General features: G+C 67.8%; 17 protein-coding genes. 10 read left to right on the top strand and 7 right to left on the bottom strand.

Annotated features, from left to right (window positions below):
* Positions 1-28 precede the first annotated feature (28 nt).
* Positions 29-1,357 (top strand): aspartate--tRNA(Asn) ligase, encoded by a 1,329-nt coding sequence (gene aspS / locus E3O46_RS15785; protein WP_198413453.1) that lies wholly within the window; start codon positions 29-31, stop codon positions 1,355-1,357.
* Between the two features lie 121 nt (positions 1,358-1,478).
* On the opposite strand, the gene E3O46_RS15780 is transcribed toward aspS, so the two are convergent.
* Both E3O46_RS15780 and E3O46_RS15775 read right to left on the bottom strand, forming a co-directional pair.
* Positions 1,479-1,763, bottom strand: a complete 285-nt coding sequence (locus E3O46_RS15780; RefSeq protein ID WP_241985104.1) for a Dabb family protein — start codon at positions 1,761-1,763, stop codon at positions 1,479-1,481.
* An 8-nt stretch (positions 1,764-1,771) separates the two neighbouring features.
* Complete coding sequence (locus E3O46_RS15775) at positions 1,772-2,041, bottom strand: glutaredoxin family protein (RefSeq protein WP_134448779.1); 270 nt, start codon at positions 2,039-2,041, stop codon at positions 1,772-1,774.
* A gap of 53 nt (positions 2,042-2,094) precedes the next feature.
* Between E3O46_RS15775 and E3O46_RS15770 the strand changes: the two genes are divergently transcribed.
* Complete coding sequence (locus E3O46_RS15770) at positions 2,095-2,832, top strand: HAD family hydrolase (protein ID WP_134448778.1); 738 nt, start codon at positions 2,095-2,097, stop codon at positions 2,830-2,832.
* A 46-nt stretch (positions 2,833-2,878) separates the two neighbouring features.
* On the opposite strand, the gene E3O46_RS15765 is transcribed toward E3O46_RS15770, so the two are convergent.
* The 3 genes from E3O46_RS15765 to proC all read right to left on the bottom strand — a co-directional run bounded on the left by E3O46_RS15765 (position 2,879) and on the right by proC (position 4,485).
* Positions 2,879-2,977, bottom strand: a complete 99-nt coding sequence (locus tag E3O46_RS15765; RefSeq protein WP_003792170.1) for a 30S ribosomal protein bS22 — start codon at positions 2,975-2,977, stop codon at positions 2,879-2,881.
* A 123-nt stretch (positions 2,978-3,100) separates the two neighbouring features.
* Complete coding sequence (locus tag E3O46_RS15760) at positions 3,101-3,547, bottom strand: ArsR/SmtB family transcription factor (protein WP_134448777.1); 447 nt, start codon at positions 3,545-3,547, stop codon at positions 3,101-3,103.
* 68 nt (positions 3,548-3,615) lie between these two features.
* Positions 3,616-4,485 carry a pyrroline-5-carboxylate reductase gene (proC, locus tag E3O46_RS15755; protein WP_134558650.1) on the bottom strand — a complete coding sequence of 290 codons (870 nt, stop codon included), beginning with the start codon at positions 4,483-4,485 and terminating at the stop codon, positions 3,616-3,618.
* A 58-nt stretch (positions 4,486-4,543) separates the two neighbouring features.
* Here proC and E3O46_RS15750 point away from each other — a divergent pair, with 58 nt between their 5' ends.
* The gene (locus E3O46_RS15750; protein ID WP_134562045.1) at positions 4,544-5,506 is read left to right on the top strand and encodes a cation diffusion facilitator family transporter; all 963 of its coding nucleotides are present in this window, start codon (positions 4,544-4,546) and stop codon (positions 5,504-5,506) included.
* Positions 5,503-6,252 (top strand): glutamine amidotransferase, encoded by a 750-nt coding sequence (locus tag E3O46_RS15745; protein ID WP_134562044.1) that lies wholly within the window; start codon positions 5,503-5,505, stop codon positions 6,250-6,252. Before E3O46_RS15750 ends, E3O46_RS15745 begins: the two co-directional genes overlap by 4 nt.
* Here E3O46_RS15745 and tadA read toward each other — a convergent pair.
* On the bottom strand, positions 6,221-6,700 hold the full coding sequence (gene tadA, locus E3O46_RS15740) for a tRNA adenosine(34) deaminase TadA (RefSeq protein ID WP_206750881.1): 480 nt from the start codon (positions 6,698-6,700) through the stop codon (positions 6,221-6,223). The two genes, E3O46_RS15745 and tadA, sit on opposite strands and share 32 nt — an antisense overlap.
* Positions 6,701-6,733: 33 nt before the next feature.
* Here tadA and upp point away from each other — a divergent pair, with 33 nt between their 5' ends.
* The 6 genes from upp (at position 6,734) to E3O46_RS15715 (ending at position 11,051) form a co-directional block, all read left to right on the top strand.
* Positions 6,734-7,366 (top strand): uracil phosphoribosyltransferase, encoded by a 633-nt coding sequence (gene upp / locus E3O46_RS15735; RefSeq protein WP_134448773.1) that lies wholly within the window; start codon positions 6,734-6,736, stop codon positions 7,364-7,366.
* A gap of 567 nt (positions 7,367-7,933) precedes the next feature.
* Positions 7,934-8,635, top strand: a complete 702-nt coding sequence (locus E3O46_RS15730) for a winged helix-turn-helix domain-containing protein (RefSeq protein ID WP_134448772.1) — start codon at positions 7,934-7,936, stop codon at positions 8,633-8,635.
* Between the two features lie 307 nt (positions 8,636-8,942).
* On the top strand, positions 8,943-9,410 hold the full coding sequence (locus E3O46_RS15725) for a MarR family winged helix-turn-helix transcriptional regulator (RefSeq protein ID WP_241975294.1): 468 nt from the start codon (positions 8,943-8,945) through the stop codon (positions 9,408-9,410).
* Between the two features lie 45 nt (positions 9,411-9,455).
* On the top strand, positions 9,456-9,647 hold the full coding sequence (locus E3O46_RS15720) for a DUF1918 domain-containing protein (protein ID WP_134448813.1): 192 nt from the start codon (positions 9,456-9,458) through the stop codon (positions 9,645-9,647).
* A gap of 173 nt (positions 9,648-9,820) precedes the next feature.
* Positions 9,821-9,991, top strand: a complete 171-nt coding sequence (locus E3O46_RS18380; RefSeq protein WP_166791094.1) for a hypothetical protein — start codon at positions 9,821-9,823, stop codon at positions 9,989-9,991.
* Positions 9,992-10,100: 109 nt separating this feature from the next.
* Positions 10,101-11,051 carry a DNA-3-methyladenine glycosylase family protein gene (locus E3O46_RS15715; RefSeq protein WP_134562043.1) on the top strand — a complete coding sequence of 317 codons (951 nt, stop codon included), beginning with the start codon at positions 10,101-10,103 and terminating at the stop codon, positions 11,049-11,051.
* On the opposite strand, the gene E3O46_RS15710 is transcribed toward E3O46_RS15715, so the two are convergent.
* Positions 10,995-11,411, bottom strand: a complete 417-nt coding sequence (locus E3O46_RS15710) for a PLD nuclease N-terminal domain-containing protein (RefSeq protein WP_134562042.1) — start codon at positions 11,409-11,411, stop codon at positions 10,995-10,997. The two genes, E3O46_RS15715 and E3O46_RS15710, sit on opposite strands and share 57 nt — an antisense overlap.
* Between the last annotated feature and the right edge of the window lie 124 nt (positions 11,412-11,535).

Here is an 11,535-nt window from a genome sequence, read left to right as displayed (position 1 = left end):
CGAGAGCCGGTGCCGCTAAACTTATCCGGTGACTTCGCGCGTATTGATCAAGAACCTGGCCGCCCTCTCTAACGGAACCGTGACGGTCTCGGGGTGGGTCGACACGGTCCGCGACCAGAAGAAGGTGCAGTTCGTCGTGCTGCGCGACGAGTCGGGTGCCGTGCAGCTCGTGAACCCCCGCACGACGGATGCCGACGGTGCCGTCGTCGCCGACGAGCCGGCCTCCACGATCTCCACGCTCGCCCAGGGCAGCTTCATCACCGTGACCGGTGAGCTCAAGCACGACGAACGGGTCAAGCTCGGCGGGATCGAGATCAAGCTCGCGACGCTTACGGTCGTCACCGCCGCCATCCCCGAGACGCCGATCGCCGCAGACTCAAGCCTGGACAAGCGCCTCGACTGGCGCTTCCTCGACCTGCGCCAGCCGAAGCAGAACCTGATCTTCCGCATCCAGACCACGTTCGAGCACGCACTCCGCACGTACTGGATCGAACACGACTTCATCGAGTTGCACACCCCGAAGCTGATGGCGAGCGCGAGCGAGTCCCGCGCCGAACTCTTCGAGGTCGAGTACTTCGACACCAAGGCCTACCTCGCGCAGAGCCCGCAGTTCTTCAAGCAGATGGCCCAGTCGGCCGGCTTCGGCAAGGTCTTCGAGGTCGGACCGGCGTTCCGCGCCGACCCGTCGTTCACGAGCCGTCACGCGACGGAGTTCACGAGCGTCGACGCGGAGATCAGCTGGATCGACAGCCACGAAGACGTCATGCAGCTGCACGAGGAGCTCCTCGTCGCCGGCTTCACGGCCGTCAAGGCCAAGCACGGCGAAGAAGTCCTGGCTTTGTTCGGCGTCGAGGTGACGGTTCCCACCCAGCCCTTCCCGCGCATCCCCCTCGCCGAGGCCAAGGAGATCGTCAAGGGTCGCGGCTACGAGGTGCCGCGCGACGACGACGACATGGACCCGGAGGGCGAGCGCCAGATCGCCGCGTACGTGCTGGAGACCTACGGCCACGAGTTCGTGTTCCTGACCGACTACGCCGCGAGCATCCGCCCGTTCTACCACATGCGTCCGGAGAACGACCAGACCATCACCAACAGCTACGACCTGATCTTCAACGGCACCGAGATCTCGACCGGCGCGCAGCGTGAGCACCGCATCGACGTGCTCACCGCCCAGGCGATCGAGAAGGGCCTCGACCCGGAAGAGCTCGGCGGTTACCTCGACTTCTTCCGTTACGGCGTTCCCAGCCACGGCGGCTTCGGCATGGGCCTCGCCCGGGTACTGATGCTGATGCTGCACCAGGCCAGCATCCGCGAGGTCACCTACCTGTTCCGCGGCCCGACCCGTCTCGAGCCGTAGGCCGCCAGGGTCCAAGCGGCACAACGAAACGCAGGAGCTCCGGCGCCCTGAGGCTCACACCGCCTCAGCAGCCCGGAGCTCCTGCGTTTCGGCGTTTCCGGCCGGCTCAGAACCGCACGGGTCAGAACTGGACGTCGACGGCTGCCTTCTCGGCGGCGACGGAGCGGATGAACGCCGCGGCGGCCTCGTGGGCCGGGTGCACCTGGTAGCGGGCGAGCGCGTCGAGGTCCTCGTAGTCCGCGATCAGCACGACGTCCCAGTTGGGGTTCCCGACGACATCCGTGCCGACCTGCAGGGTGCGGATCTCTGGGACGACGCCGACGAGGGCCTCGAGGCGCTCGACGATGGCGGCCGCATCGGCCGCACGTGCGGCGGGCTCGGTCGCGGCGAGCCGCCACGACACCACGTGCCGGATCATTTCACGGCCAGAAGGGCGGTGCGGAGGCGGTCGGGATCGATCCGCCAGTAGTTGTGCACCGTGCCGTTGATCATCAGCACGGGGATGTCCTCCAGATACAGGTCGCTCAGGGCCGCGTCGTCGAGGATCGAACGCTCTTCGATGGCCATCTCGGGCGCTCCCGGCGTGCCGTCCAGGGTCCTGACGACACCCGTGACGAGCTCACGCGCATCGTCGCACAGGTGACATCCGGGTTTCCCGATCAGGGTGAGCAGTGCAGTAGCCATGCACCCAGCCTAAGCCGGGGACGGCATGGTGACCCAACTAGACTCCAAGGGAGATGTTCCAAGCCACTCCCCCGCGCGCCATCGCGTTCTTCGATGTCGACAACACCCTGATGCGAGGGGCCAGCCTCTATCATCTGGGCGTCGCCGCGTGGCGGGGCGGGATCATCACCCGCAGGGACATCACCTCCTTCGGCTGGAAGCAGGCCCGGTTCCTCGCGGTCGGCGAGAACCGCGATCACCTCTCCACGGTGCTGCTGCGTGCCCTCGAGGTCGCCGTGGGATTCGAACAGGCCGAGCTCATCCGCTTGAGCGAGGAGATCTTCGACACGAAGCTCACCCGCCGGCTCTGGCCGGAGACGGTCGCGGTGGCCAGACGGCACCTCGAGAACAGCCACGAGGTCTGGCTGCTCACCGCGAGCGTTCAGGAGGTCGCCGACGTCATCGCCGAGCGCCTCGGCTTCACGGGCGCGCTCGGAACCGTGCTCGAGGCGGACGACGGCATCTTTACGGGTCGGCTGACCGCCGGGGTCTGTCACGGCGCCCTGAAGTCCGAGGCGGCACGGGCACGCGCCGCGGCGAGCGGCGTCGACCTCGCCGACTGCTGGGCGTACTCAGACTCCCACAACGACATTCCGCTGCTCGACCTCGTCGGCCACCCGGTGGTGGTCAACCCGGACGCTGCGCTCGCGCGGTATGCGGCGGCGCGCGACTGGCCCGTGATGCGGATGAAGCGCGCGAGCATCCGCCGGGCGGCGCGCGCGAACCGGGTCCGCACAAGCAAAAAGCGCTAGGCCCGGAAGGGCCTAACGCTCACGCTTGGGGACGGGCTAAGCCGTCCTACTTCTTATTGCGACGCTGATGGCGGGTCTTACGAAGCAGCTTGCGGTGCTTCTTCTTCGCCATACGCTTGCGTCGCTTCTTAATTACAGAACCCACACGGACCTCACAAGATTTGATTTCGCCGCGAGATTCGCGACAGACACGAAAGTGCCAGTCTAGCGGATAAGCGCGACGCTCGACGCTCGGTCGGCGGTTGCCGGTCGAGTACTGCTGGTTGTTCTATTCGTTCTTCCGCCATTTGCGCGGTTTAACGTCTTTGACCGCATGCGCGACCTGGAATGAGGTATCGGCGAAGACCTTGCCGATCGCGGTCGCGAACGCCCGCTGCTCTTCCTTGAGGCCCTCGGCCTCTTCGGCTTCCCCCTCCGTTGCGGCATCGAAATCGACGCTCAGGAATGGGATCAGCCAGTCTTCGATCTCCTCCAGGGGGGCATAGTCGAGATGGTAATAACGGTGCTGCCCTGCTTCACGTACGCCGACGAGTCCCGCCTCGCGCAACACCTTGAGGTGCTTGGAGACCGTCGGCTGGCTGAGGCCGAGTTGCACGACGATGTCAGACACGCTGAGCTCGCCGCCGACCGCCCCGGACTGGTTGTATCGCTCGAGGAGAATGCGTAATATTTCGCGTCGAGTCGAGTCCGCCACCACGCCGAAGATGTCTGCCATACCTTTAGGCTAGTCATTCCCACGAAGGGATACTACGGAAGGGCCCGCAACGGCTGTCCGGGACAGGGTCAGTCGGTGGGGGCGGCGAGTTCGCGCGCCCGGGCGAGTGCGGCATCCGTCGCCCGGTCGAAGAGCTCCTTGAGGCCGCCCTTCTCGAGTTCCCAGACCGCGCGCTCGGTGGTGCCGTGCGGGCTCGTGACCTGGCGGCGCAGTTCGCCCGGCGACAGCGGGCTTGCTGCGAGGAGGGTGCTCGCACCGAGGAAGGTGCCGTTGACGAGGATCGCGGCCTCCTCCGCCGTGAACCCCTTGTCGATGGCGGTGCGGGTGAACTCCTCGATCAGGTAGAACACGTATGCCGGGCCGGAGCCGCTGATCGTGCTCAGGGCGTCGAGCTTGTCCTCCGGGACGACGAGCACCGAACCGACGGTGCCGAACAGGGCCCTGGCCAGGTCGAGGTCGGCCGCCGTGGAACGGCTGCCTGCGCTCAGGCCGGTCACGGCCTTGCCGACGAGGGCAGGGGTGTTGGGCATTGATCGGATCACGGCGACGGATGCCGGCAGCAGCGCCTCGAACGTGGCGATCGTCACGCCGGCCGCGACGCTCACCACGAGGGTGCCCGGCGCGAGGGAGGACGCGATCTCGCGGAGCAGGTCTGGCACCATCGCCGGCTTCACGGCGACGACGACGATGCGCGCCCCGGTGACCGCTGTGCGGTTGGCGTCCGGATCGAGCGCGGTCGCCCAGGCGGTGACCCCGGGCAGGTCGTGCAGCTCTGCCGCCTTCTCCGCGGTGCGGTTGGTGGCCCGGATGCCGCCCTCGACCGTCACGGCGGGGGTCAGCAGTCCGGTCAGGACGGCGCGCGCCATCGATCCGGCTCCGAGGAATGCGATGGTGGGCAGGACGGTGGGGGGCACCGCGGTGGCGGCAGTCTCGGTCATGCAGCCAGTCTACTTTTCGGGGCGTTTCGCAGCCTCGGGGGCCTCCTAGAATTGCTGCATGAGCGCATCTTCGGGGAACAAGGCCATCATCGCTGCACTCGGTGCGAACCTGGGCATCGCCGCGACAAAACTCATCGCCTGGGCGTTCTCCGGTTCGTCGTCGATGCTCGCGGAGGGCGTGCACTCCCTCGCCGACTCCGGCAACCAGCTCCTGTTGTTGCTCGGAGCCCGCAAGTCGCGGAAGGACGCCGACACGGAGCATCCGTTCGGCTACGGGCGCGAACGCTACGTCTACGCCTTCGTCGTCTCGATCATCCTGTTCTCCATCGGCGGCGTCTTCTCGCTCTATGAAGGGGTGCAGAAGCTGCAGGACCCGCACCACCTCGACGTGCCGTGGCTGCCGATCCTCGTGCTGCTCGTGGCGATGGGCCTCGAGTCGTTCTCCCTGCGCACCGCGATCAAGGAGTCGAACCACACCAGGGGCGGGGAGACCTGGGTGCAGTTCATCCGCCACGCCAAGGCCCCCGAGCTGCCCGTCGTACTGCTCGAAGACGTCGCGGCGCTCAGCGGCCTCGTGCTCGCATTCCTCGGCGTCGGCCTGACCATCGTCACCGGCGACCCGATCTGGGATGCGATCGGGACCATCTGCATCGGTGTGCTCCTCGTGCTCGTCGCGATCGTGCTCGGCATCGAGACGAAGAGCCTCCTCGTCGGCGAGGGCGCCCGACCCACCGACACGGCGACGATCCAGCGCGCGATCCTGAACGGCCCGGAGACACAGCGCATCATCCACATGAAGACGCTCTACCTCGGGCCGGACGAACTGCTCGTGGCCGCGAAGCTCGCGTTCGACGCCGAGCTGCGCTTCTCGGATGTCGCGGCGTCGATCGACGTGATCGAGGAACGCGTGCGGGCGGCGATGCCGAGCGCCCGCGCGATCTATCTCGAGCCCGACGTGTTCCACGACCCGAGCCAGCACGGCCCGCTCACCGACACCATCATCATCCGGGGCCGGGAATGAGCGCAGTGCCTGCCGCGCCGGCGACGGATGCCGCACCGGTCGCTGGGACGCGGACGGCACTCGTGCTGCGCCACGACGCCACCATCCATCTCGGCAACCTCGAGCCCGTGCTCCACGACCACGGTTATTCCGTGACCTACGTCGAGATCCTCAGCGACGACCTCAGCACGATCGACCCCACCTCCGCCGACCTCGTCGTCGTGCTCGGCGGGGAGATGGGCGCGTATGAGATCGACCGGTTCCCGGCGCTCGCCCGGGAGATCACGATCCTGCAGGACCGGCTCGCCGCCGAGCGCCCGGTGTTCGGCGTGTGCCTCGGCGCGCAGCTGATGGCCAACGCGCTCGGCGCCAGGGTCTACCCCGGGCCGACCAACGAAATCGGCTTCCGCACGGTCGAACCGACGAGCCTCGGCGCCACAGGGCCGCTCCGCCACGTGGCCGGCGTCCCGGTGTTGCAGTGGCACAGCGACACCTTCGACCTTCCGGAGGGCGTGACACGCCTGGCCGGTTCGCCGCAGTACGGCAACGAGGCGTTCGGTATCGGCGACTGGGCGCTCGCGGTGCAGTTCCACCCCGAAGTGACACCGGCCATGCACGAGGTCTGGCTGCGCGCTTCGGCCGCGGAGGTCACCGCGGCCGGCCTCGACCCGGAAACGCTGCGCGCCGAGCGCGACCTCTACGCCGGGACGATGCAGGATGCGTCCCGCGCGCTGTTCAGCGAATGGCTCGACGGGCTGGATCGCTGAAGAACTCCCGGAGGAGGGCGCCGCACTCTTCGGCGTCGACCTCCGCGTAGACCTCGGCACGATGGTTGAGCCTGCGGTCGCGCAGCACGTCGTACACGGAGCCCGCTGCTCCCGCCTTCTCGTCCCAGGCGCCGAAGACGACGACCGGGATCCGCGCGGCCAGGATCGCGCCGGCGCACATCACGCAGGGCTCGAGCGTGACCACCAGAGTGCAGCCGGTGAGGTGCCAGTCGCCGAGAGCGGCGGCCGCGGCCCGGATGGCGACGATCTCGGCGTGACCGGTCGGGTCCTGCCGTGCCTCCCTGTCGTTGCGGCCGTGGCCGACGACGACACCGGAGGCATCGATCACGACCGCGCCGACCGGGACGTCACCCGTCTCGAGGGCCGCGCGGGCCTCCCGGAGGGCAAGCCGCATCCATTCGCGGTGCTCGCGAGCCTGCTCGCCCATCCGGATACCTCCCCCAGCTAGTAGATTGAGCCTATGCGAGTCCATGTAGCCGACCATCCGCTCATCACCCATAAACTGACGGTTCTGCGGGACAAACGCACCTCCTCACCGCTCTTCCGCTCCCTCGTGGAGGAGCTGATGACGCTCCTCGCCTACGAGGGAACCCGCGGGGTGCGGGTCGAAGACATTACCGTCGAAACCCCGGTCGGGCTGGCCCACGGGGTGCAGATCAGCGACCCGAAGCCGCTCGTCGTGCCGATCCTGCGCGCCGGCCTCGGCATGCTCGAGGGCATGGTCAAGCTGCTGCCGACCGCAGAGGTCGGCTTCCTCGGAATGGCCCGCAACGAGGAAACCCTCCAGCCGACCACGTACGCCGAGCGCCTGCCCGACGACCTCTCCGACCGCCAGTGCTTCGTGCTCGACCCGATGCTCGCCACCGGAGGCTCGCTGATCGCGGCCATCAAGTTCCTCTTCGACCGCGGCGCCGTCGACGTCACCGCCATCTGCATCCTGGCGGCGCCAGAGGGTCTCGCCGCCGTCGAGGCGGCGTTCCCCGGTCGTGAGGTGTCGATCATTCTCGGCGCCGTCGACGAACGCCTCAACGAGCTCGGCTACATCGTTCCCGGACTCGGCGACGCCGGCGACCGTCTGTACGGACTCGTCTAGGGCACAGTCCACCCGTTCCGCCGGTTGCGACCACGCCGGCGGAACACGCAGGTCCTGCGACACACGGGCGTCGCAGCGCAGTACTTTCACGAATCTTTGATGAAGTGCCTTTCCATCGAGGAACATGTGATGAAGTGCCCATCGAGCACGGATCCTCCCGTTCGACCCGACCGGGGCGAACGTGATGCAGCAGGTTTCCTGGCTTCCTGCGTCACAAAGTTGACACACGCCGTAACAGTGGGCTTTACTCACAGTTATGACAACCCCTCACCGCCCCCTGACCTCCCTCGAGGCCCTTGGGAATGCCGGCATGATGATGCCCGGCATGCGCGCCGAGTGTTGCCGAATGTGCCGCTGAATCGCGACATCATCGCCGAGTTCCCCTCTCGCCTCCGAACCCCGCGCAGTAGCACCCCGTGCCTCTGCACTGAGCGGTTCTGAGTCAGTCGGTTGAACTCCCGGAGCCTTTCGTACGCTCCGCACCCGGTCGCAACGGCCATTGTCGAACCCACAACCGCGCAGAGCGCCGGGTTCACCCCAGCATCATCATTCCCAAGGACTCCTGCCATGTCGCTCGCACACATTGACACCGCCCGCTCCATCCACAACGCCCGCCCGGCACTCGCCCTTGCGCCTGCCCCCGCTGCTCCCCGCATCCGCGCCGTGCCGGAGGGCACAGAGGCCCGCGGCTTCGTCCTCTACGTCGGCATCGACGAGGCCAAGGCCGCCGCGGCCGGCACCTCGCTGCACCGCATCGTCGAGGCGCTCAAGGCCCTCACCGAGGAACTCGCCCCGAACGCGGAAACCCACGCCGCCGTGGCGCTCGCGCCGGCAGGTGCCGGCGGTCGCGACGTGGACGTCGTGCGCCTCGCCCTCCAGGACCCCGCCGCCCTGGCCCGCCACCGCACGGTGGCCGACCCGGACCGCGCCGCCGGCGGCGTCGTCGTGGACATCTCCCGCAAGCGCGTGGTGCTCGACAACGAGACCGCGGCGCTGACCTACAAGGAATTCGAACTCCTGCAGTACCTCGTGCTGCGTGAGGGCCGCACCATCGAGCGTGCCGAACTCATCGAAAAGCTCTGGGACGCCGCGGATGAGGACGACGCACCCAACGAGCGCACCATCGACGTGCACGTCCGCCGCCTGCGCGCCAAGCTCGGCCGTTACGAAGACATCGTGCGCACGGTGCGTGGCGTCGGCTACCGCTTCGACCGTCACGCGGATGTCTCCATCCGCCAGTCGACGACGCCGAGCCCCGACATCTTCTAAGCCTTCTCCCCGGCCGTGCGCGATGCGCGACGAGCGGCGGGTTCATGACGCGGACGGGCCGTTAACGTGATTGAGGGCCGGTCGTAGAGGCTTAACGACCGACCCTCTTCCCTTGCACCAAGAGTGTCCTGCAATCACATTTCGCGTCTTCCGCCACAGCAAACGGTTGACGCACAACGAATATATAACGAACCGGTAACGGAAAGCTAGCTGTGCGGCTGTATTCTTTCTGCGAATTCGCCAAGAGGCGTGCAGCGAGGGTCGGCGTAGATTCTCTAGTCTGGGAAGACACGACTGAGGAGGACCGGTGACGGATCGAGCGGCCGCAGTATCCGCCTGGGAGTCGCTCTTCCGCGCGCAGGTGGCGATCATGCGCAGCCTCGCGAGCGATTTCCCGTCCCGCGAGATCTCCTTCAACGAGTACGACGTGCTCTTCAACCTCTCGAGGGAGCCGGACCGGCGCATCCGCTTGCGTGACCTGAACCAGCACGTGCTGCTCACCCAGCCGAGCGTGAGTCGCCTGATCGATCGCCTGGCCTCGCGCGGGTATATCCGCAAACTCACCGACCCGAACGACGGGCGCGGCGCGATCGTCGAGCTGACGGATGCCGGGTACGCGTTGTTCCGCAGTGTCGCAGTCGACCACATGGGGTCGATCTCGGCCCGCTTCGGCGATGCCCTCTCCAACGAAGAGCTCGAGCAGCTCACATCCCTGTGCGACCGGCTCCGGATCGGGCCGGCGGGTTGCCCGCCGCCGGAGGACCTGCCCTGTTGAGAACCGCCGCCCCGGCGTAGCGTGAGCCGCAGGAGGTTCGTGACCATGCACGCAATCATCGGCGACAGGATCATCATTCGCGGCCGGACGGTCGAGACACCGGACAAGCACGGGGAGATCATCGAGGTCCGCGGGCCAGACGGCGAACCGCCGTACCTCGTCCGCTTCGGCGAGGGCCACCAGAGCGTCGTCTACCCGGGCACGGACTTCGTCGTCGAGCGCTCCGACACGGACTGAGACCGCTGAGAACCGTCGGCCGGCGCGCCTGCACCCATGCGGCATACGTTTCGTTTCGGTTTGGATACATACTTCGTCACATCCGTCTAGGGGGTACCACGGCCGGTTTCGAGAGCTACCGTTGAAGTACACGTTACAAACCGTGGCGGGTAAGAGGATTAGGGGACCCAACCATGCTGATCAAGTGTCCGTTCTGTCATTCGCCGGCACAGCTCACGCCGAACGCCGCGCACGCGAAGCAGGTCACCCTGCCGCTCTACGTGCTCAAGTGCTCGGGCTGCGAACGCACGAGCGTGCGGATCGAGCCGATTCGCAAGCAGCACCTCACGGTCGGGGCGCACTGACCCGGCACCCGGTGTTCGAAGGTTCAGGGTCCGGGGTTCGGAGCGCACCCGAAGCGCAGTGAGCCTCCGGGAACGCGCCTGTGTCGTACGCAGTCCCTAGGCTGTCAGGGTGGGCACAGCGACGGGACCTGACAACGCACCGGGGGCGGCGGACTGCTCGAGCCGGTGGAAGCCCGCCCATCCGACGGATGTCGGGCTCACTCTCTCCCGCTTGCGCCGGGGCCGGACAGACCCCACCTTCCAGGTGAGCCTGGACGGTGCCGTGTGGCGCACGACGCTCACCCGATCGGGACCCGCGACCCTGCGCCTGACCCAGTCCGGCCTGACCGAGCTTCGCTGCGAGGCGTGGGGCGAGGGCGCGAGGGAGGCCGTCGAGGACGCACCGGAACTTCTCGGGGAGCGCGACGATCCCTCGGGGTTCGAGGCGCAGCATCCGCTCGTGCGGGATGCGCACCGGCGCTGGCCCGGCCTGCGGATCCCCCGCACCGGGCGGGTCATCGAATCGCTCATTCCCGCGATCCTCGAACAGAAGGTCATCAGCCTGCAGGCGACGGCCTCGTTCCGCACCCTCGTCCGCGCGCACGGGACACCTGCTCCCGGCCCGGCACCTGCCGGAATGCGCGTGCCGCCTTCGGCACGGGCCTGGCAGCTCATTCCCTCGTGGGAGTGGCATCGGGCCGGTGTCGACCCGATGCGGTCCCGCACGGTGATGGTCTGCCTCGCCGTGACGCGGCAGCTGGAAGCGGCGAGCGACCTGTCGGCGGCCGAGGCGAGCGCGCGGCTGCGGGCGGTGCCGGGGATCGGCGAGTGGACGGCGGCGGAAGTCGCCCAGCGGGCGTTCGGCGACGCCGATGCGCTCTCGGTCGGCGACTACCACCTCGCCGGGGCGATCGGCCACACCCTGTTCGACGCGGACTTCGACGACGCGCTCATGGTCTCCGCGATGCGCATCTGGCAGCCGCATCGCTACCGGGTCGTCCGCCTGCTGGAGGCCTCGGGGAGCCTAGGCAAGCCCCGGCACGGGCCCCGGCTCGCCTTCGTCGACCACAGGGGTCACTGAGGCGGACTCGGACTGTGTCGGTGCGGGCGTTGGACTCGCGTCGGGCTCCGCGGGCGCCAAAGGCTCCGCGGGCACGGTGACCGCTGCCGGCACTGGTCCTGCCGAGGGTGCTTTCCGCCTGCCGCAGACGAAGTAGGCGATCGGCCCGACGAAGTTCAGTCCGATGATGGCGGCCCACAGGAGCTTGGGTCCGTTGACGAGTGCGGCGGGCCGCTTCACAAGGTCTGCCCATGCTGTCGCGGCGAGCGCCAGCTGCACCGACCCGGCGACGAGGACCCCGGTCTGCTCCCGGGGGCTGAGGTCGCTCCAGGCCCGTTTCCGTGCCGATCGCTTCGCGATGTTCTTCCTGGCCTGTGTCATGAGATTCTCCCCGTTGGCACCCTCTGCGGCAGCCGACGAGCACAGCGTACGCCCGGTCCACCGGCCCCGCCCTCACGCGCTGCCACGCCGTCTTTCCCCTGATCCGAAGGTTGCCTAGAAGCTC

The sequence above is a fragment of the Cryobacterium glucosi genome (assembly GCF_004402235.1).
In the GTDB taxonomy this organism is placed as follows: domain Bacteria; phylum Actinomycetota; class Actinomycetes; order Actinomycetales; family Microbacteriaceae; genus Cryobacterium; species Cryobacterium glucosi.
The sequence above is the reverse complement of the archived record's forward strand: the minus strand, read 5'-3'. Positions and strand labels throughout refer to the sequence as shown.